We start from the raw sequence: 20397 nt of genomic DNA on the forward strand, positions 1-20397 counted from the left end.
GTCGGCCGGGCGGCCGGGGCAGCGCCACGATTAAGTCGTGGCTAAATTCGGGCCATGGCGACGGTGATTCGGATGGGCGGCCCCGAGATGGCACGGGTCCGGTTCGCGCTGTCCCCGCTCTACGAGACGGTGATGGCGCTGGACACGCTGCTGCGTCCCGGGGTGCACGCGGTGCACCTGCCCTGGGCCGCCAGGATGAAGTGGGCGCTGGAGGAGGTGCCGCACCTGCGCCTGCTGACCGACCTGCTGCACGACGACGCCGTGAAGCCGTCGTTCCTGATGCCGCCCCCGGACTCGCGGCTGCCCGATCTGGAGCACGAGCTGCGGCGGGTCGCCGCGACGCCGTCCGCGCGGGTGCGGGCCGACATCGCCGAACTGCACCGGGCGCGGCTCGGCCCGCTGCGGCAGCTCGCCGACGATCCGCGCAGCGGCCTGCGGGCGGTCGTGGAGGCGCTGCGGGCGTGCCACGAGGCACTGGTCGCGCCGTACTGGACGCGCATCCGCCGGGTCCTGGAGGCCGACATCGTCCACCGGGCGTCCCGGCTCGCCGAGAGCGGCGTCGAGGGCCTGTTCACCAGCCTGCACGACGAGGTGCGCTGGGCCGACGGCGTGCTGGCCGTGCACCACCGGCGGCCGCCGCTGGATCCGGAGCCGCTGACGCTGCGCGGCCACGGGCTGGTGCTGTGCCCGAGCGTGTTCTGCTGGCCGCGGGTCGCCGTCGGCACCCGGCCGGTCGGCGACGGCACGCTGCGCTACCCCGCGCGCGGGGTGGCCGCGCTGTGGCACGAGCCGGAGCCCGCCCCCGCCGCGCTGGCCGGCCTGCTCGGCCGCACCCGCGCCGCGCTGCTGGTGGCGCTGGCCCGGCCCGCGACCACCGGCGATCTGGCCGGCCGCCTGGAGATCACCCCGGCGGCGGTGTCCCAGCACCTGAATGTGCTGCGCGCGGCCGGGTTGGTGGCCACCCAGCGCGACAGCCGCGTGGTGCTGCACCTGCGCACCGAGCGCGGCGACGGCCTGGTCGCCTGACCCGCCGAGCGGTGGCGGCACCAGGACGCACCCGGGCTGGGACGTGGGCACCTCCCGGACTGAGCTGGTGTCGCGGCACCACGAGTCCGGCTCGCGGACCGGGACGTGGGCACCTCCGCACCTGTCGCAGCACGAACCCGTCCGGCCCGCGGTCCGCGTCGGCGTCGCGGATCGCGGGCCGGAGCCCGCCGGGACGGGCGGTCAGGAGGCCCAGACCTCGAACTCCGAGCACTGGCCCGCGGGCCAGCCGGTGTTGCCGGTGAAGTTGAGCCGGACGTAGCGGGTGGACGTGGCCGGGAAGGTGATCGTCACGGTGTTGCCGGCGGCCGGGTTGAAGCTGTATCCGGCCGAGGCGACGATCGTGCTGAACGACGATCCGGTGGCGCTGCCCTGCACGGACAGGGTCTGGGTGCGGGCGGCCCAGGCCGCGGGCGGCGGCAGCTTGAGCACGATCCGGCTGATCGTGGTCGCCGCGCCGAGGTCGACCTGCAACCACTGCGGGAAGGCGCTGTTGGCGCTCTCCCAGTACGAGTCGGCGTTGCCGTCGACCGTGTTGCCCGGACCGTAGTTCTGCGTGTAGCTGCTGGCCGTGGCGGGCTTGTTGCGGGCGAGGTTGGACGCGGGGGCGGCGCTGGTGGTGGCGGTGGCGGTGTTGGACGGCGACGAGGTGTTGCCCGCCGCGTCCTGCGCGGTGACGGTGAAGCTGTAGGTCGTCGACGGGCTGAGCCCCGTCACCGTGTACGACGTGCCGGTCGCGCCCGCGACCACGTTGCCCGCCTGGCGCACCTGGTATCCGGTGACGCCGACGTTGTCGGTGGACGCCTGCCAGGACAGCGACACGCTGCCGGCGGTCTGCCCGGTGACGGTGAGGTTGCCCGGAGCGCTGGGCGCCTGCGTGTCACCCTGTGGCGCGGTGCCGTACACCTCGAGCCCCGAGCACTGCGCCGCCGGCCAGCCCGTGTTCGCGGTGATGTTGATCCGCACGTAGCGCACCGTCGCCGCGGGGAAGGTGATGGTCACCGTGTTGCCCGACGCGGGGTTGAAGGTGCGCCCGGCCGAGGCCGACAGCGTGCCGAACGTGGACCCGTTGGTGCTGCCCTGCACCGACAGCGTCTCGGTGCGGGTCTCCCAGCCGGCGGGCAGCTTCAGCACCACCCGGCTGACGGTGGCGGCCGCGCCGAGGTCGACCTGCAGCCACTGCGGGAAGGCGTTGTTGACGCTCTCCCAGTACGTCGCCGGGTTGGCGTCGACCGCGTTGGCCGGGACGAAGCTCGCGTTGGTGCTGCTGGCCGTGGCCGGCTTGTTGAGCGCCAGGTTGGTGTCGACCGGCGGCTGGCCGCCGACCACCGGCTGGGTGGGCCGCACCGCCGTCAGCGGGAGCTGCCCCTTGAGCATCCGCCCGCCGTCGGCGGTGATGCGCAGGTAGTAGTCCGACGAGCAGACCGTGCCGTCCTCGTCGAGGGTGACGATGCCGGAGTTGGTCGGCACCTGCGAGGCGTTCTCGGCCGTCTTGGCGATCTGGTTGCCCTCGTTGTACTCGTCGAACATCGAGACGTAGAGGCCCTGCGCGCCGACGCGGATCATGTTGTACAGGTGCCGCCAGTAGAAGTCGCCGTGGTAGCGGTGGTGCGAGGACAGGTCGCCGGGCATCACGCAGGGCTGGTAGTCGATGCCCCGGTTGTTGCACTCGGCCTGGTCGGGCACGTTGACGTTGGTGTAGAACCAGTCGAGCCCGGCCAGGTCGCCGGTGCGGCCGACCATCCACGGGGAGATCATGTTGAAGGCCGTGTACACGTCGAAGAAGCCGGGCCGGGAGTCGTTGATGCCCTGCCGCCAGTAGGTGGGCACGCCGCCGATGACGTAGCAGCCCTGCGCCTTGAACCAGTTGATGACCTCCAGGCACGGCGCGGGCGCGAACGGGCGGCCCGGGTCGTTGAAGCCGAAGCCCCAGATGCACACGACCGGCTTGCCGTTCTGGCGCGCGTACGCGGGCGAGGAGGTGTACGCCGACATCTTGGTGGTCCAGTCGGTCTTGAGCTCCGACTGCATGTTGGCCCAGTTGGTGACGTCGTACATGAGGTAGAACTTGCGGCCGTACGCCTCGGCGGCGGTGCGCACCTTGGCCGCCATCGCGTCACGGGTCGGGCCCTCGCCGCCGAACGGGTTGAACCGCTGCAGCGCCGCGGTGTCGCAGCCGTGCTGCTGCATCCACTGGAAGTGCAGGTTCACCGTGGACTGGTCGTACGACGAGAACAGCTTCGCGGGCTGGCCGCTGCCCAGGTTCGCGTACGCCGTCTGGTACTGCGCCGGGTAGTCGCGCATGTCCGGCCAGGACACGATCGCGTTGTTGCTCGGCGAGGGCGGCTGCCCCCAGTTGTTGCTCCAGTGCCACCAGCCGTTGATCGGGGCGCCGTCGCCGGTGCAGGCGAACCAGCCCTGGTAGCCGACCGAGATCTTGCCGACGACGTCGCCGGGCGGGCTGGCCGCGGCGGCCGGGGCGGCTGCCGCGAGTCCTCCCGCGACCGCGCCGCCGGTGGCGGCCAGCGCGGACCCGGACGCCACGGAGGTGACGAACCTCCGCCGGGTTACTGCCATTGCGCACTCCCTTCCTGCACAGCCGGAGGGTGGCGTGGCGTGGGAGCGAGACACCCTCCGGCACCGGACATCCGATGTCCGGCAGCGAACGGGCGGCGAGCGGGACCGCGTCCCCGGGCGGGGATTGGCAAAACCCTATGCTCACGCAACGGGGGCGGCAAGATGTCGACGAAACATTTCCAAAATACGATTGGAACACCCGATCTTTCGCGCGAACGACTGCAATCAGCTTGCACTGGCCGCATCGGACGGTCCGCGCGGCCGACCACGGCACACGGACAAGGCTTCGTCCACGCCGGTGGGGCAGCGTGGACGAAGCCTTGGTGAGAGCAGGCGTCAGCCGAGCGGCTGGACCCGGGCCGGAGCCAGGCTGGTGTAGAAGCAGCCCGTGGTGGGCAGGCTGGTCGCGGCGGGCGGGGTGACCCCGTCGTACAGCGCCAGCAGGAAGTTCTGCGGGCAGCGGCGGGTGCTGCCGGTGCGGATGCCGAAGTGCAGGTGCGGGCCGGTCGAGTTGCCGGTGTTGCCGGTCAGCCCGAGCTGCTGTCCGGGCACGACGGTCGCGCCGCCCGCCACCGACCACGCGGAGAAGTGGCAGTAGGTGTAGACCGCGCCGTCCGCGCCGGTCAGGTTCACGCCCCGGCCGCAGGAGGCGTCGTCGATGATCACCACGGTGCCGGAGCGCACCGCGTACGCCGGGGTCCCGGTGCCGACCGGCAGGTCGATCGCGGGGTAGTCGTGGTGCGGGTCGTCGTACTCGCTGCGCGGCAGCGCGCTCCTGGCCAGCGGCATCGAGAACGCGGAGCCGCCGCCGCCGGACGTGATGCGGACGGCGTCGGCGACGATGAGGCCGGTGCCGTTGGTCCAGCGGCTCACCCCGACCACGTTGCGGGTGCCGGCGGCGAGGTTGAAGCTGCCCAGGCTCACCCAGCGGCCGCCGTTGGCGCGCTGGTCGACCACGACCGTCTGGTTGCCCGACGCGGTGGCCACGACGAACGGCGTGGCGTCGTTGTAGCCGGCGTCGGCCGGATACCACACCTCGACGGTGTGCGCTCCGGCCGCGGCGACGGTGGCGCTGAACCAGGCCGCGTCGCTGCCGGTGGTGTTGGGCGTGGCGAACCGGTAGTCCGCGCCGTAGCGCTGGGCCGACCAGGCCGAGGTGCCCCAGTTGGTGCTGGCGGTGAAGGCGCCGGCGGTCGCGTTGTCCACGATCACGGTGGCGGCGGCGGCCGGTGCGGCGGGGCCGAGCAGGACGAGCGCAGCGGCCGCGAGCCCTGCGCTCGCCGAGCGCAGGGCAAGGGGGAGTTTCACTATCCCTCCACGGGGGTCAGGGGGAGGTGCGTGAAACTATTCAACCAACATCGATTGCAGACTGAAAGACTCTTACATAGATCGATTACGAAGTGGACGGCGCGAGCAGCGCCTCTATCCGCTCCGCCGGGTACGGCGTCGTGATCTCCCCGGCGAACAGCGCCCAGTAGAAGTCGTTCAGCACCGCCGCGACCGGCGCGTGCCGCACGATCATGTCGGCGACCTCGGCGCTCACCCCCTGCGGCCGCTCGCCCGCTGCGTATCGGCGCACATGGGCGTTGCGCTCCACCGGGCCGCCCTCGGCCGGCACCGCCACCCCGACGACCCAGCGGACCAGCCAGTTCACCAGCGTCATCCGCGCGTACGCCGCGTCGTGGGTGGCGTTGCGCTCCAGGAACTCCCGCTCGGCCGCCGACAGGTCGAACCGCTCGGAGACGGCCAAGCCCAGATCGCCCAGGTAGACCCGCTCGCCGTCGGTGAGCAGGTTGCCCAGGTGCCCGTCGAAGTGGTGCAGCCCCGCGGCCTGCAGCCCGGCCACCGCGTCCAGCAGCCCGCGCTCCAGCATCCGGCAGGCCGCCGCCAGCTCGTCCCCGCCCGCCGCGACCGGCCCGGCCAGCCACTCGCCGAGCTGGTGCGGCACGTGCTCGACGAACAGCACCAGGCTCGCCGGAGCCGAGGCCAGCGCCTTGAGGCGGCGGCGCACCTGCGGCGAGCCGCCCCAGAACGCCACCTCCTCGTCCACCTCGGGGCGGATGTACCCGGCGGGCGGGGGGCCCGACAGCACCCGCCAGTGGTGCAGCATGGGGAACGCCTCGCTGCCGCCGGCCACCACCGCGGCGGTGGTCATCAGGTTGGCCCGCAGCTCGCGCCAGGCCCCGAAGCCCGGCGAGGCGACACCGTACTGGCAGTGCGGGGGCAGGTCGAACAGGTTGGCGGTGGACCGGACGTGCTCGGGCAGCAGCTCCGGCTCGGTGAGCGGGATCCGCTTGACGAACACCCGCGCCCCGGCGACCGTCAGCCCCGTGGTGACCCCGCCGATGCCCGTGCCGGTGACCCCGGCCGCGGCCACCCGCGCGGCCAGCTCGTCGTCGCCGAGCAGCGCCAGCTCCGCCGCGGCCAGGCGGTGATCCGCCAGCCGCCGGTCGCGTGCCGTGCCGTCACGGTGGTGCTCCACTGCCATGTTCTCTCCCGTCGCCGTGACCGGGAGACTACCGGCCGATGATCACTACCGCTCGTCGGCGAAGGCCTGGCCGCGCTCGGCCAGCGTCTCCCGCAGGATCCGGATCGCCTTCGGCCCGACTCCGTGCAGCTTGAGCAGATCCTTGGCGCGCAACGCCGGGAACTGCGACAGCCTGGTGTAGCCGGCCTGGGCGAAAGCCCCGGTCGCCGGCCTGCCGATGCCGCGCGGGAGTGCGTCGTCGTCTTCGCTCACCGCCCGATGCTAACCAACGGGCCCGACACCGGTTGGTCGCAACAGCGCCCCGGCCGGTCGCGGGCGCGGCGATGATGGGGGCGTGGACACCATGGCCGCCTGGGAGGTCGCGCACCCGGGGCCCGTCGCCACCCGGCCGCTGCGGGCGGTGCGCCGCCCGGTGCCCGAGCCGGCCGCCGACGAGTTGCTGGTACGCGTGCGCGCCTGCGCCGTCTGCCGCACCGACCTGCACGTGGCCGAGGGCGACCTGCCGCCCCACCGCAGCCCGGTGATCCCGGGGCACCAGGTGGTCGGCGAGGTCGCCGCCGTGGGCACGGCGGTGGCGGGTTGGGCCACCGGCGACCGGGCGGGCATCGCCTGGCTGCGCCACACCGACGGCACCTGCCCGTACTGCCGCCGTGGGCAGGAGAACCTGTGCCCGGCCTCCCGCTACACGGGCTGGGACGCCGACGGCGGCTACGCCGAGTACGCGGTCGTCCCCGCCGCCTACGCCTACCGCCTGCCCGGCGGGTACGACGACGCGCACCTGGCGCCGCTGCTGTGCGCGGGCATCATCGGGTACCGCGCGCTGCGCCGCGCCGAGCTGCCGCCCGGCGGCCGGCTCGGCATCTACGGCTTCGGTGCCTCGGCACACCTGACCGCGCAGATCGCCCTCGCCCAGGGCGCGACGGTGTACGTGATGACCCGCTCGGCCGCCGCCCGCGAGCTGGGCCTGAGCCTGGGCGCGGCCTGGGCGGGCGGGGCGGACGAGCCGCCGCCGGAGCCGCTGGACGCGGCGATCCTGTTCGCGCCGGTCGGCGACCTGGTGCCGCCGGCCCTGTCCGCGCTGGACCGGGGCGGCACGCTGGCCGTGGCGGGCATCCACCTCACCGACATCCCGGTGCTGAACTACGAGCGGCACCTGTTCCAGGAGCGGCAGCTGCGCAGCGTGGCCGCGAACACCCGCGACGACGGGCGCGAGTTCCTGGCCCTGGCCGCGGTGCACCCGCTGGCGGTGACCGTCACGCCGTACCCGCTCGACCGGGCCGACGAGGCCCTCGCCGACCTCGCGGCGGACCGCGTCGAGGGGGCGGCGGTGCTCCTCCCCTGACCGGGAGCCGAGAAATTGCAGAGCTACGCAAACATCAGACCATAGAGCCGTAAAATTCTTGCACTAGCACCGTCGATTTCCTACGCTGGCACGCGTGTCAGACGTGATCGCACAAGCCACGGGGCTCGTCAAGACCTACCCGCCGCGCGACCGGCGCTCCTCCCCCTTCACCGCCGTCGACGGCATCGACTTCACCCTGCACCGGGGCGAGGCCTTCGGCTTCCTCGGACCGAACGGCGCGGGCAAGTCCTCCACCATGCGGATGATCGCCTGCGTCTCCCAGCCCACCGCCGGGACGCTGCGCGTGCTCGGCCTGGACCCGGCCACCGACGGCCGCCGCATCCGCGCCCGCATCGGCGTCGTGCCGCAGGACGACGCCCTCGACGCCGAGCTCAGCGTCCGGGAGAACCTGCTCATCTACGGCCGCTACTTCGGGCTGTCCCCGCAGGTCGTCGCCGAGCGCACCACCGGCCTGCTCGACTTCGCCCAGCTGTCCGAACGCGCCGGCGAGCGCGTCGACGCGCTGTCGGGCGGGATGCGGCGGCGGCTCACCATCGCCCGGTCGCTGATCAACGAACCCGAGATCCTGCTGCTGGACGAGCCCACCACCGGGCTGGACCCGCAGGCCCGGCACGTGCTGTGGGACCGGCTGTTCCGGCTCAAGCAGCAGGGCGTCACCCTGGTGCTCACCACCCACTACATGGACGAGGCCGAGCAGCTGTGCGACCGGCTCGTGGTGATGGACGGTGGCCGCATCGTCGCCATGGGCTCCCCCGCCGAGCTGATCGCCGCCCACTCCACTCGCGAGGTGCTGGAGCTGCGGTTCGGCATCGGCGAGCAGGCCGCCGCCGTGGAGAAGCTGCGCCAGGCCCGCTCCGGCGACCGCATCGAGGAGCTGCCCGACCGGTTGCTGTGGTACACCGCCGAGGGCGACGCCGCGCTGGCCGCCGCGCACGCGCTCGGCCTGACCCCGGTCACGGCGCTGGTGCGCCGGGCGAGCCTGGAGGACGTCTTCCTCGCGCTGACCGGCCGGACGCTGGTGGACTGATGACGACCACCGCCGTCTCGCGGGGCATGGCCCTGCGCTTCTACCGCTACTGCTGGCTGCACTACCGCCGCAACTGGAAGGGCACCATCGTCATCAGCGTGGCCAACCCGCTGCTGTTCCTGGTCGCCATCGGCGCCGGGCTGGGCACCCTGGTGAGCTCGGACAACCAGACCCTCGGCGGGGTCGGTTACCTGGCGTTCTTCGCCCCCGGCATGCTCGCCGCCGCGTCCATGCAGAACGGCATGATCGAGTCGGCGTTCCCGGTCAGCCACCACCGCATGCCGGGCAACGCGTACCCGGTCGCGGTGGCGACGCCGCTGGAGCCGGTCGACGTGCTGCACGGGCACGCGCTGTTCATGGCCGTCAAGGTGGCCATCGGGGCGACCGCGTTCTGTGCGGTCATGTTCGCCTTCGGGGTCGCCGCCTCGCCGCTGGCCGTGCTGGCGCTGCCCGCCGCGACGCTGACCGGGTTCGCCTTCGCGATGCCGGTGGCCGCGTGGGCCGTCACCCTGCCCGACGTCCGGCCGGTGCAGACGCTGTTCAAGTGGGTGGTGATGCCGCTGTACCTGTTCTCCGGCACGTTCTTCGCCACCGCGCAGCTGCCCGAGGTGCTGCAGCACCTGGTCGCGCTCACGCCGCTGTGGCACGGGGTCGAGCTGTGCCGCGCGCTCACCCTCGGCACGGCGACCTGGGCGGGCAGCCTCGTGCACACCGGGTACCTGTCCGCCATGGCGCTCGCCGGCTACCTCGTGGCCCGGCGCACCTTCCACCGCCACCTGCATCCGTGAGGGGGACTGTGATGCCCGCAGCACACCTGATCGTCCTGCGGCACCTGTGGGTGCTGCGCAAGGGCCGGCCGTGGAACCTCGCCGTCAACGGTATCTTCGAGCCCTTCCTCTACCTGATCTCGATCGGCGTCGGCATCGGCCAGCTCATCGACGGCGACGGCGGCGCGGCCGGCTACGCCGCGTTCGTCGCCCCGGCGCTGCTGGCCACCTCCGCCATGAACAGTGCGATCAGCGAGACCACCGGGTCGGTGTGGTGGCGGCTGCGCTTCGAGAAGTTCTACGACGCCATCGTCACCACCCCGCTGACCGTGCGCGACGTCGCGTACGGCGAGATCGCCGCGTCGGTGCTGCGCAGCACCCTGTCCGCCGGGTGCTTCCTGGCCGTGATCGCCGCGTTCGGGATGGTCCGCTCGTGGTGGGCGCTGCTGGCGCTGCCCGCCTGCGTGCTCGTCGCGTACGCCTTCTCGGCGGCGGGCATGGCCGCGATCACCGTGATCCGCGAGTTCCACCACCACCAGTACCTGCAGCTGGTGATGCTGCCGATGTTCCTGTTCGCGACGACGTTCTACCCGCTGTCGGTCTACCCGGAGGTGCTGCGGCCGGTGGTCGCCGCCCTCCCGCTCTACCAGAGCATCGAGCTGCTGCGCGGCCTGACGACCGGCGAGCTCGGCCCCGGCATGCTCGCCGCCGTGGCGTACCTGCTGATCATGGGCCTGGCCGGCGGCTGGATCGCGTCGCGGCGGCTGTCCCGCATGCTGCTGCCCTGAACCGGACGAAGCTCCGCCCCGGCCGTCGGACGGCCGGGGCGGAGCTTCGCTCATGCGGGAGGACGGGTCAGTTCGGGATGCCCTTGCCCTTGCTGCCCCGGACCGACTTGGAGATCTTCTTGTCCCACGAGACGGCGCACCGCACCGCGTGGTCGCCCGACTTCCAGTCCGACTCGTTGCGGACCGAGGCGATGCCGGCGTAGTACCGCGCCTGGCTCGCGCTCACGCCCAGGAACTTGCCCTTCAGCGCCTGGCACCCGGCGTGGATGGTGTTCCACTGCCGCTCGGACGTCGGGTAGGGGGCCGTGGCCGCGGCCCGGAACACGCCCACGTACTCGGCGTGGTGCGGCTTGCTGCAGGGCACGTCCTCCATCTGCGCGATGTCGTCGCCCTGCTCGTGCACGACGACGCACCCGGCCAGCAGCGCCGCCGGGACCGCGCCCTTCAGGCTGCCCGTGCGGGTGGCGAAGCTGCTGTCGTCGTCGTAGGTCTTGATCTCGCTGACCTCGCACCGGAACCAGCGGGCGCCGCTCTCCCAGGTGTCCGTGCGCGGGGTCGACACCCGCAGCTCCAAGCGCGCGTCGCCCCACGGGCGGCCCAGGTACGCCTTGGCCTTGGTGTCGCACTCGGCCAGCGCGGCCGCCTTCTGCTTGGGGCCGGGATAGGCGTCAGCGGTGAACCTGCCCACGTGCACGACCTCGCCGTAGTGCGTCTCGGCGCAGTCCACGACCGGCGCGGACCGCATCGCCACCTCGACGGGCGCGCCGCCCAGGCACTCGCCGACCTGGGGTTCCCAGCCGGTGGCCGCGGCCATCGGCGCCCAGTCGTCCACCAGCTTGCCGTCCGCCTGCTCCGGCAGCCCGGGCGCGCAGCCCGTCAGCGCCAGGTTCGTCAGCAGTGCGGCCAGCACAGTGCCGGCCAAGAGGCGTCCCCGCATCGCCCATCCTCCCAGGTCGTAGCCTGGGCGATGGTATGCGATCTTGAAGCGGTCCGGATCACCCGAACGGCCAGGAAGGCGGCCGGTTGTGGTCATCCATCGACGGGTCTAACATCGCTCGCGGGAGCTGGGCACGCTACCGCGAAAGGCGCCAACCGGATGCACGGGCATGCATCGATCGAGACCGGTTGGCCGCGACGGCTCGCACCCGCCTGCTCCGGCAACGCGACCGCGCCGCGACCACGCGGCGCTCTCCGCAGGTCGCGCTGAGAACGCAGGGTACGCAGCCTCTCGATCACCACGGCCGGGCTCCGCCCGGCACCGTCCCCATTCCTCGGGAGAACCCATGCCCACACGTACCCGCAGGCGCCTGGCGGTCCTCGCCGGCGCCACCACCGCCGCCCTCACGGCAGGAGTGATCACCGCGGTCAGCGCCCAGGCCGCGGCCGGCTGCCGCGTCGACTACGCCGTCACCAACCAGTGGGGCGGCGGCTTCGGCGCCAACGTCACCATCACCAACCTCGGCGACCCGGTCAACGGCTGGACCCTGACCTGGAGCTTCACCGCGGGCCAGGTCATCAGCCAGCTCTGGGGCGGCACCCACACGCAGTCCGGGGCCGCCGTCTCCGTCCGCGACGCCGGCTACAACGCCCCGATCGCCACCAACGCGAGCACCTCGTTCGGCTTCAACGCCTCGTGGAACAACGCGTCGAACCCGGCGCCGAGCAGCTTCGCGCTCAACGGCACGACCTGCACCGGCAGCCCGGTGCCGACCTCCGGTCCGCCGTCGCCGACGGCCAGTGCCCCGCCGAGCCCCTCTGCCTCGCCGTCGGCTCCGCCGTCGCCGTCCGCCCCGCCCTCGCCGAGCCCGTCCGGGCCGCCGCCGTCCGGGGCCAAGCAGATGGAGGACCTCGACCGCGGCCTGGTCAGCGTCCGCTCCGGCAGCGGCAACCTGGTGTCCTGGCGCCTGCTGGGCACCGAGTCGTACAGCACCGGGTTCAACGTGTACCGGGGCGGCACGAAGGTGACCGCCTCCCCCATCACCAACTCGACGAACTACCTGGACAACGGTGCCGCCGCCGACGCGTCGTACACGGTGCGCGCCGTCGTCAACGGCACCGAGCAGGCCGCGTCGGGCGGGTCGCTGCGCTTCACCGGCGGCAACTACCTCGACGTGCCGATCTCGGCGCCCGCGAGCGGCTACTCCGCCAACGACGCCTCCGTGGGCGACCTCGACGGCGACGGGCAGTACGAGATCGTGCTCAAGTGGGACCCGGACAACGCCAAGGACAACTCGCAGTCCGGGGTCACCGGCAACGTCTACGTCGACGCGTACCGGCTCAACGGCACCCGCCTGTGGCGCATCGACCTGGGCCGCAACATCCGGGCCGGTGCCCACTACACCCAGTTCCAGGTGTACGACTACGACGGCGACGGCCGCGCCGAGGTGGCCATGAAGACCGCCGACGCGACCCGCGACGGCGTCGGCGCCGTCATCGGCAACGCGAGCGCCGACCACCGCAACTCCTCCGGCTACATCCTGGCCGGGCCGGAGTACCTGACCATGTTCAACGGCCTCACCGGCGCGGCGATGTCGACCGTCAACTACGAGCCGCCCCGCGGCACGGTCTCGTCCTGGGGCGACAGCTACGGCAACCGGGTCGACCGGTTCCTGGCGGGCACGGCGTACCTCGACGGCGTCCGCCCGTCACTGATCATGTCGCGCGGGTACTACACCCGCTCGGTGATCGTGGCCTGGGACTTCCGCAACGGCAGCCTGACCCGTCGCTGGACGTTCGACTCCAACAGCGCGGGCAGCCAGTACGCCGGGCAGGGCAACCACCAGCTGTCCATCGGAGACGTGGACGCCGACGGCCGCGACGAGATCATCTTCGGCGCGATGACGATCAACGACAACGGCCAGCCGCTCTGGAACACCAACCGCGGCCACGGCGACGCCCTGCACGTCGGCGACCTCGTGCCGAACCGTGCCGGGCTCGAAGTGTTCAAGGTCAGCGAGTCGACCAGCCAGCCCGGCTCCTGGCTCGCCGACGCGCGTACCGGCCAGATCCTGTGGAGCACCGCGTCCGGGGCCGACAACGGCCGCGGCGTCGCCGGGGACATCTGGGCCGGCAGCCCCGGCGCCGAAGCCTGGTCGGCCTCGGACACCACGCTGCGCAACGCCGCCAACGGCGCCTCCCTCGGCCGCGAACCCAGCTCGATCAACTTCCTGATCTGGTGGGACGGCGACCCGGTGCGCGAGCTGCTCGACCAGACCCGGATCGACAAGTACGGCACCGGCGGCGACACCCGCCTGCTCACCGGCAGCAACGTCGCCTCCAACAACGGCACCAAGGCGACCCCGGCACTGTCGGCCGACCTGCTCGGCGACTGGCGCGAGGAGGTCATCTGGCGGACCAGCGACAACACCGCGCTGCGCATCTACGCCACCACGAACACCACCGACCGCCGCATCCACACCCTGATGCACGACCCGATGTACCGGGTCGCCATCGCCTGGCAGAACACCGCCTACAACCAGCCGCCCCACCCGAGCTTCTTCATCGGCGACGGCATGAGCACCCCGAACCTACCCAACATCTACGTCAGGTGATCTCCGTGACGGCCTGAGTTCACGATCAGGCCGTGGCTGGGCCGTCAGGGCCGTTCTCGCCGAACATCTCACGGATGGCACGGCGGATGCGGCCAGACGAAACCCCGGCGGGGATGGTCTCCCCGCCGGGGTTTGCCGTGTCGATCAGTTGGCGGGCACCACGTCGGTGGGCCGCTCCACCTTCACCTCGATGCCGTAGTCGAACAGCTCGAGCGTTGCGGTGAACGTGCCGGTGTCGAGCCGGCCTTTCGCCGTCGTCTGCCAGGTGCTGGAGAACGCCACCTTGGCAATCCGGCCGGCGGCGTCGAGCGTGATGTCACCCCACGTGGTGCTCGGTCCATCCGTCCCCTGCGTGGTGTACTCGAAGTGCAGGGTGCCGTCAGGGTTGTCCGTCGTGACAGCGTCCGCCTTCTTCAGCGCCTTGAAGAGCGCTCCCGGGTCGGGTCCCGCAGAACCCAGGACGGTTGCCGGGCCGCCGTAGAGGGACAGCCGGTCGTACTTGCCTGGGTACTGGCCGTACCGCCCATAGGTTTCGCCGGCGCGGTCCGGCGGCAGCGGGCTCAGGGGCGGTTCGCCCCCCACGTAGCGCGTGCCGTCGATCAGCAGCTCGACCATCACCACGTCGTCCTTCGGCAGCCGGACGTACCCGGTGGCGGTCCTCGGGTCGAATGCACCCTCGTAGGTCAGCCCGCCCTGCCCCTGCGCGGCACCGGTCGTCAGCCGCATCCGGTAGCTGATGTCGTCACTGGCCGCAGCAGCGGCCGCCAGCCGCATCGACGCGGGCGCAGCCTGCACCGCAGACGGGTGCTGCGCGTCCTTGCCGGGCGCGGCGCCGGTGCCCAGCGTGAGGCCGGCGGTCAGCAGGCCCGCGAGTCCGGTCACGCCGAGCGCGTACCCGATGCGGATGGTGGTGGTGCGCCGCCGGTGACGGCGCGTGGCACGACCCAGGACGTCGCTGGCGAGCGTTATCCCGTCGACCTTGTGGTGCATGCTCTGCAGCAGACGTTCTTCCAGATCAGCGTTCATCGTGCAGTCCTGTTCGCAGTGGTGGGGTAGCTGATGTCCCAGGTCGCGGTCAGTTCGCGGAGTCGGGACAGTCCCCGCGAGGCGGTCGACTTGACGGTGCCGACGGAACATCCGAGCGCCTCGGCGGCCTCGGTCTCGCTGAGCTGCTCCCAGTAGCGCAAGACCAGCACGGTGCGCTGCCTGGGGGAGAGCTGAGCCAGCGCCCCGCTCAGCGCGTCCCGCAGATCCAGGGAGTCGGTGGCATCAGGCTGTCCCGGGGGCTCGTATTCGACGAACACCTCGGGCCGGCGCCGGCGGCGTCGCCACTGGTCGATCGCCAGGTGGTACATCGTCCGGCGCAGATACCGCTCGTGGTCTTCGCGCACCCGTCCCCACGAACGCATCAGCCGTTCGAGGGCCGCCTGCAGCAGGTCCTCGCCCGCCGCCCGGCTTCCGGTCAGCAGAACCGCGGTGCCCAGCAGGGCACTACCCCGTTCGGCAACCAGCGTTTCCAGCCCATCGAAGCGTTGGCTCCACAACATCGCGCTCCTTTCGTCGCGGACAAGACGACGGCAGGTTGCCGAAGGTTGACGGATCGGCGAGGAGTTCTCAACGGGGAGGGAAGCGCTGGGCCAGGCTGCTTTCGTCGTGCCGCTGAACGGACGCAGGTGGCGGGGTTCGGAAGCAGGCCGCGACCACACCGGCCGGGTGATCACCACTATGAGGATCATTTATTGCCTGATTTTGTGATCATTTTTGGCACGTCAGGCGGGCCAGGGCCCGTTGCACGAATAGATCTTCCTTTGCGATGATCACGGTTTGGCGCGAGGAGATGGCGGACCGGCAATGAGCCATGAGCCGAAGGCGTGGTACGGCGCCAGAACCTTCTATAGATGGGTTACCTGGGAAAACCGGCCCTTCGAGGAGCGTGTCGTGCTGTTGCGAGCAAGCTCCCTCGACGAGGCCATCGAACTGGCCGAGCGGGAGTCGGCCGAGTACGCCAGGGAGCACGACTTCGAAGTCCTCGACATGGTGCAGGCATACCGGATCTCCGACGGCGACGAGGAGGTCGGCGCGGGTACGGAGGTGTTCTCCGTACTGCATGCACTCGACCTCTCAGCCGACGCGTTTCTCGACCGCTACGACTCAGGACCGGCCCACACTCAGATCAGTGAGTGACGTCGATCGCGAGGTTCGGTCCGACGGCAGGGCGTGGACGCCGACGCTCGACCATGCTCACCTTCACCGCCATGCCCGCCGCGCAAGTCGGTCTCGACTTGCGATGATCACGGTGTGGCACAAGGGGACATGACGGATGGGCGGTCGCCGGGCGCGCCGGCTGTTCAGGACCGGCCGAGCAGCCCGGCCAGCGCGGGGTCGCCCTGCGCGAAGCCGGGCTCGCCGTAGCCGGTGACCCTGATCCGGTAGCACCCGTCGAGCTCGACATAGGTGGTCGGGTTGTTGTTCTGCACCGACCGCAGCACCGCGATCCGATCGGCGTGTTCGTAGCACGGCGCGACGGGCCCGGCCGCCAGCAGCGCCTGCTCGACCGCCGCCCGGCGGTCCTCCGCCAGCACCCTGCCGTACACGAGGTCCCCGCCGTCCTGCCGCGCCTCGAAGACGCACAGGCGGATCTCCTGCCCGGCCGGGAACGGGCGCGCGAGCGTCCCGCTGTCAGGCGCCGGCCTACCCGTGGCGTCCCACGCGAACATGTCCTTCCAGTTCCGGTCGCAGCCGGACACGGTGTCCTCCGGCGACTCGACCACACGGATCGGCCAGACCGACATCGTGGTGAGCCTCATCGCGGCGATGGCCGTGCCCACCTCGCCCCGTGGCTTGTCGCACCGGTCGAGCGGGATTCCCGGCCGCGTCCACCGCCCTTCGGCGTCGAGCATCGCCAGCCAGGGGGCCGGCACCAGGTCGGTACGGCAGCCGCCGCCGGTCTTCGGCTCGTCCGGCAGGCGCAGCGCGGTGACGAGAGGGCCGATGTCCGGGCCCTGGCGTTCCCGCAGCACCAGCTCCTCGCCGCCGCCGGTCCGGGGCTGGGGCACGACCTCGCAGATGACGACGGCGACCGGCCGGGCGTCGGCGGTGAGCCGGGCAAACGCGGCCGCCTCCCGCGCCGGCACCGCGAAGCCGTCCTGGCTCCGGCCCGGCACCGCCTCATCGCACGAGGTCCAGCCCAGCGGGTCGGCGGTCGCGCCGGGCTCGACGGGCGTGACGGGCGGTCCGGTGAGCGCCCGCGCCCCACCGGCAGCCAGCCCCACGGCCAGGATCAGGGCGAGGGCGCCGGTGCCGAGCAGGCGCCGCCGCCGTCGGCCGACCCGCCTGCCCACCTCGCCGACCCGGTCCTCGGGCGCGGTCAGCGGCGGCACGGCACCCGTCAGCAGGAGCCGGATGTGCTCGTCCTCGTGTGCCATGTCATGACCTCCAGGCGAAGAGTTCGAGATTCGGATCGGCGCGCAGCGCCCGCAGGGCACGGAACGCCTGCACCTTGACCGTGTTCTCGGAGCAGCCGAGGACCTCCGCCGTACGCTGCACCGTCAGGTCCTCGACGTAGCGGAGCACCACGATCGCCCGCTGCTGTCGGCTGAGCCGGGCCAGGGCGCGGCGGACGGCGTCGCGGTCGGCGTACTCCCCTGCCGTGTCGCCGTTTCCGGTCCGGTCGGGCGGCTCGCTGGGGATCTCCATCCGCCAGCGCCGCCGCCACCAGGAGACGTACGTGGTGAACAGCGCCTTGCGCGCGTACGCCTCGGGATGCCCGCCGGTCGTGATGGTGTCCCAGCGCCGCCAGAGGTCCGCCAGGACAGTCTGCAGCAGATCCTCGGCGCGCCCGGCGTCACCGGTGAGCAGCCAGGCCGACCGCAGCAGCGCGTCCGAGCGCGCGGCGACGAACTGCGCGAAGCCCTCCGGCGGCGTCGGTTTCCAGGGTCGTGGCATGTGTGAACCTCCCACCACCGAAACGCTGCGGGCGGACGGCGAGGTTAACGCCTCCGCCGATCGGGCTCGGCGGTGACCGTCAGCCCCGCCACCGTCATCGCCCCGCCCCGCCGCGCCCGGCACCGCGCCAGCCTGCTGCAGAGGCTCGGCCCGCGGGACCTGACGGCCAGCAGGATCGCCGCGGCGGCGAGCCGGGTGACGGCTGACCCGCTACGCCATCCGGGCCGGCCTGATCGAGCCCTGACTCAGCGCCGCACCAGGCCGGCGTAGTCGGCGCAGGTCAGCGGGTCCTCGGTGAGCGAGCCGTCCTCGCGCGGCACGCTGATGCGCGCCCCCTGCCGGGTGAACACCACCCGGCTGATCTCGGTGCGGCTGGACAGGGTGCAGACGAGCTGGGCGAACGGCAGCACGTCGTCGCTGCGGCCGGTGCCCTCCAGCGCGGTGGACAGCTCCACCGTCGCCGACCCGCCCGCGTCGGTCGCCGAGCTGATCGCGGTGATGCCCTGCAGCGCGCTGGTGATGCCGTCATCCTGCTCGGCGGGGGTCGGCCCGGCGATCAGGTCGGCCACCAGCTGCCGCGCGTCGGGCCGGCTCGGCACCTTGCGCTCGACCGCGACGAGCAGGCCGTCGCGGACCAGGTAGAGCTTCTCGGTGACCGCGCCCGTCGCGGTGACCGCCGGTGCGGGGGTGCGCGCGGCGGCGGGCCGGGTCTGCTCCATCACCCGGGCGGCGTCCTCGGTGGGCACCCCGCATCCGGCGGCGAGGGCGAGCAGCAGCCCACCCGTGGCGGCCAGGGCCGCGGCGGCGCGGGTCATGTGTCCTCCCGGGGCAGTTCGACGCGGAAACGGGCGCCGCCGCCGGGGCGGTCGAGCACGTGCACGGTGCCGCCGTGGGCGGCCACGTGCTGGGCGACCAGGGCCAGCCCGAGGCCGGTGCCCTCGCTGTCGCCCCGGGCGCCGGCCGAGCGGCCGCGCACGAACCGGTCGAAGATCGCGTCGCGGTCGGCCGGGCTGACCCCCGGACCCTCGTCGTCGACCTCCAGCACGTGTACGCCGCGCAGCCGCGCGACGCGCACCGCCACCGCACCGCCGCCGTGCGCCTGCGCGTTGTCGAGCAGGTTCGCCAGCACCTGCTCGATCCGGCGCCGGTCGACCTGCCAGAACCGGTCGGCGCCGCGCGCGACGACGACGAGGTCGGCGGGCAGCCCCCGGGTGCGGCAGACCTGCCGGGCCAGCGCGGCGACGTCCACCGCGGCGAGGTCGGCCGGCTGGTCGCTGCGCGCCAGCTCCAGCAGGTCGGTGACGAGCTCCTGGAACCGGTCCACCTCCTCGACCAGCAGCCGGGCGGCGACGGCGGTGCGCTCGTCGAACTGGGCGCTGCGGCGCTGCAGCACGCTGGCGGCCGAGGACAGCGTCTGCAGCGGCGAGCGCAGCTCGTGGCTGACGTCGGCGGCGAAGCGCCGATCGCGGTCCATCCGGGCGGACAGCTGGTCGACCATGCGGTTGAACGAGGTCGCCAGGCGCGCCAGGTCCGGCTCGGTCTCCGGGTCGAGCCGCGCGGACAGGCGCCCGTCGGCGATGTCGCGGGCGGCGTCGGCCACGGTGGTCAGCGGGCGCAGCACGCGGCGGCCCGCGTACACGCCGAGCAGCGCCCCGGCCCCGGCGGTGCCCGCGGCGACCAGGGTGAGCACCAGCGCCAGCACCTTCAGCGACCGGTCTAGCTCGTGCAGGTAGTCGACCTCGTACAGCGCCGTGGACTCCCCGAGCGGCACGCCGAACACCATGGCCGCGCGGTCGCCGATGCGGACCCGCTGCACCCCGGCCTCGCCCCGCGCGACCAGCGCGACGAGGCTGTCGGGCAGGTTCCTGGCGAGTCCGGAGTCGACGGTGCGCGAGTAGGTCACGCCCCCGTGCTGCAGCAGGGCGCGACGGTTCGCGCCGGTGTCCAGCGAGCGCAGCACCTGCAGCTCGTCGGGATCGTCGACGTTGAGACCGGCGCGCACGATCTCGGCGTCGGCCAGGACCGTACGCCGCGCGGTGCGCTCCCGCTCGTCGAGCAGGTACCGCTCGGTGAGCTGGTAGGACAGCAGCGCCATGGCGGCCGACACGAGCAGCGCGCCGACGGCGAACCCGGCGGTGACCCTGGCGCGCAGGCCCGGCTTCCTCATCGCGGCATCTTGTAGCCGAGGCCGCGTACGGTGACCAGCCGCTGCGGGGTGCCGGGGTTGTCCTCGATCTTCTGGCGCAGCCGGCCGACGTGCACGTCGACGAGGCGCTCGTCGCCGAAGTCGTACTCCCAGACCCGCTGCAGCAGCTGCTGGCGCGACAGCACCTGCCCGGCGTGCTCGGCCAGCTCGCACAGCAGCCGGAACTCGGTGCGGGTCAGCGTGAGCTGCTCGCCGCGCAGCAGCACCTCGCCCGCCAGCGGCCGCACCGCCAGGTCGCCGAGTGCCAGCTCGTCGGGCTGCGCGGTCTGCGCCGGCGGCCGGGCCCGGCGCTGCAGCGCCCGCAGCCGGGCCGACAGCTCCTTGGTCGCCACGGGCTTGACCAGGTAGTCGTCGGCGCCCGCCTCGAGCGCCGCGACGATGTCGTGGGTGTCGTCGCGGGCGCTGATGACCACGACCGGCACGTCGTCGGTGCGGCGCAGCTCCCGGATGCACTGGAACCCGTCGATCCCCGGCAGCATCAGGTCCACGAGCACGATGTCGGCCGGCTCGCGGCGCTGGCCGAGCAGCCCCTCCTCGGCCGTGGCCGCGGCCCGGACCGTGTAGCCCTCGTCCTCCAGCGCCAGGGTCAGCGCCAGCCTGATCCGGTCGTCGTCCTCGATCACCAGTACCTCGAACATCGC

Annotated in this window: 19 protein-coding genes; 7 read left to right on the forward strand and 12 right to left on the reverse strand. The window is 72.5% G+C overall.

Translation table 11 applies throughout. The features are described from left to right. Window positions 1–54: 54 nt before the first annotated feature. Entirely contained in the window at window positions 55–1026 is a 972-nt protein-coding gene (locus AB0J67_RS08765) for a DUF5937 family protein (RefSeq protein WP_363478250.1), read from the forward strand. 201 nt (window positions 1027–1227) lie between these two features. On the opposite strand, the gene AB0J67_RS08770 is transcribed toward AB0J67_RS08765, so the two are convergent. The 4 genes from AB0J67_RS08770 to AB0J67_RS08785 form a co-directional block, all read right to left on the reverse strand. Beyond that, window positions 1228–3621, reverse strand: coding sequence for a discoidin domain-containing protein (locus AB0J67_RS08770; protein ID WP_363478253.1), 2394 nt, complete (start codon window positions 3619–3621; stop codon window positions 1228–1230). Window positions 3622–3957: 336 nt separating this feature from the next. Then, on the reverse strand, window positions 3958–4929 hold the full coding sequence (locus AB0J67_RS08775) for a peptidoglycan DD-metalloendopeptidase family protein (protein WP_363478256.1): 972 nt from the start codon (window positions 4927–4929) through the stop codon (window positions 3958–3960). A gap of 85 nt (window positions 4930–5014) precedes the next feature. Beyond that, the gene (locus AB0J67_RS08780; protein ID WP_363478259.1) at window positions 5015–6109 is read right to left on the reverse strand and encodes a serine/threonine protein phosphatase; all 1095 of its coding nucleotides are present in this window, start codon (window positions 6107–6109) and stop codon (window positions 5015–5017) included. 45 nt (window positions 6110–6154) lie between these two features. Next, window positions 6155–6361: a DNA-binding protein gene (locus tag AB0J67_RS08785; RefSeq protein ID WP_363478262.1), complete on the reverse strand. Its 207-nt coding sequence runs from the start codon at window positions 6359–6361 to the stop codon at window positions 6155–6157. Between the two features lie 91 nt (window positions 6362–6452). Here AB0J67_RS08785 and AB0J67_RS08790 point away from each other — a divergent pair, with 91 nt between their 5' ends. From AB0J67_RS08790 to AB0J67_RS08805, 4 genes are all read left to right on the forward strand, one after another. Continuing rightward, complete coding sequence (locus AB0J67_RS08790; protein WP_363478336.1) at window positions 6453–7451, forward strand: zinc-dependent alcohol dehydrogenase family protein; 999 nt, start codon at window positions 6453–6455, stop codon at window positions 7449–7451. A 106-nt stretch (window positions 7452–7557) separates the two neighbouring features. After that, window positions 7558–8499 (forward strand): ABC transporter ATP-binding protein, encoded by a 942-nt coding sequence (locus AB0J67_RS08795; RefSeq protein WP_363478339.1) that lies wholly within the window; start codon window positions 7558–7560, stop codon window positions 8497–8499. Next, complete coding sequence (locus tag AB0J67_RS08800; RefSeq protein WP_363478265.1) at window positions 8499–9287, forward strand: ABC transporter permease; 789 nt, start codon at window positions 8499–8501, stop codon at window positions 9285–9287. Before AB0J67_RS08795 ends, AB0J67_RS08800 begins: the two co-directional genes overlap by 1 nt. A gap of 11 nt (window positions 9288–9298) precedes the next feature. Then, window positions 9299–10054 (forward strand): ABC transporter permease, encoded by a 756-nt coding sequence (locus tag AB0J67_RS08805; RefSeq protein WP_363478268.1) that lies wholly within the window; start codon window positions 9299–9301, stop codon window positions 10052–10054. Window positions 10055–10121: 67 nt separating this feature from the next. Here AB0J67_RS08805 and AB0J67_RS08810 read toward each other — a convergent pair whose 3' ends face one another. Next, window positions 10122–10991 (reverse strand): septum formation family protein, encoded by an 870-nt coding sequence (locus tag AB0J67_RS08810; RefSeq protein ID WP_363478271.1) that lies wholly within the window; start codon window positions 10989–10991, stop codon window positions 10122–10124. 346 nt (window positions 10992–11337) lie between these two features. On the opposite strand from AB0J67_RS08810, the gene AB0J67_RS08815 reads away from it, so the two are divergent. Beyond that, window positions 11338–13605, forward strand: a complete 2268-nt coding sequence (locus AB0J67_RS08815) for a cellulose binding domain-containing protein (protein WP_363478274.1) — start codon at window positions 11338–11340, stop codon at window positions 13603–13605. Window positions 13606–13749: 144 nt separating this feature from the next. Here the strand turns inward: AB0J67_RS08815 and AB0J67_RS08820 are convergent, their stop codons facing one another. Beyond that, on the reverse strand, window positions 13750–14631 hold the full coding sequence (locus AB0J67_RS08820) for a hypothetical protein (RefSeq protein ID WP_363478276.1): 882 nt from the start codon (window positions 14629–14631) through the stop codon (window positions 13750–13752). Further along, complete coding sequence (locus AB0J67_RS08825) at window positions 14628–15341, reverse strand: SigE family RNA polymerase sigma factor (protein WP_363478279.1); 714 nt, start codon at window positions 15339–15341, stop codon at window positions 14628–14630. Before AB0J67_RS08825 ends, AB0J67_RS08820 begins: the two co-directional genes overlap by 4 nt. 115 nt (window positions 15342–15456) lie before the next feature. Between AB0J67_RS08825 and AB0J67_RS08830 the strand changes: the two genes are divergently transcribed. Beyond that, window positions 15457–15789 carry a hypothetical protein gene (locus tag AB0J67_RS08830; RefSeq protein WP_363478282.1) on the forward strand — a complete coding sequence of 111 codons (333 nt, stop codon included), beginning with the start codon at window positions 15457–15459 and terminating at the stop codon, window positions 15787–15789. Window positions 15790–15953: 164 nt separating this feature from the next. On the opposite strand, the gene AB0J67_RS08835 is transcribed toward AB0J67_RS08830, so the two are convergent. The 5 genes from AB0J67_RS08835 to AB0J67_RS08855 all read right to left on the reverse strand — a co-directional run bounded on the left by AB0J67_RS08835 (window position 15954) and on the right by AB0J67_RS08855 (window position 20394). After that, the gene (locus tag AB0J67_RS08835; RefSeq protein ID WP_363478285.1) at window positions 15954–17030 is read right to left on the reverse strand and encodes a hypothetical protein; all 1077 of its coding nucleotides are present in this window, start codon (window positions 17028–17030) and stop codon (window positions 15954–15956) included. A 1-nt stretch (window position 17031) separates the two neighbouring features. Continuing rightward, the gene (locus AB0J67_RS08840; protein WP_363478288.1) at window positions 17032–17550 is read right to left on the reverse strand and encodes a SigE family RNA polymerase sigma factor; all 519 of its coding nucleotides are present in this window, start codon (window positions 17548–17550) and stop codon (window positions 17032–17034) included. Window positions 17551–17795: 245 nt separating this feature from the next. Then, window positions 17796–18365, reverse strand: a complete 570-nt coding sequence (locus AB0J67_RS08845; protein WP_363478291.1) for a GerMN domain-containing protein — start codon at window positions 18363–18365, stop codon at window positions 17796–17798. Further along, on the reverse strand, window positions 18362–19717 hold the full coding sequence (locus AB0J67_RS08850) for a HAMP domain-containing sensor histidine kinase (protein ID WP_363478294.1): 1356 nt from the start codon (window positions 19715–19717) through the stop codon (window positions 18362–18364). Before AB0J67_RS08850 ends, AB0J67_RS08845 begins: the two co-directional genes overlap by 4 nt. Then, window positions 19714–20394 carry a response regulator transcription factor gene (locus tag AB0J67_RS08855; RefSeq protein ID WP_363478297.1) on the reverse strand — a complete coding sequence of 227 codons (681 nt, stop codon included), beginning with the start codon at window positions 20392–20394 and terminating at the stop codon, window positions 19714–19716. The genes AB0J67_RS08850 and AB0J67_RS08855 overlap by 4 nt, the downstream gene beginning before the upstream one ends. Window positions 20395–20397: the final 3 nt, after the last annotated feature.

This window comes from Catellatospora sp. NPDC049609 (genome assembly GCF_040675365.1).
Taxonomy (GTDB): Bacteria; Actinomycetota; Actinomycetes; order Mycobacteriales; family Micromonosporaceae; genus Catellatospora.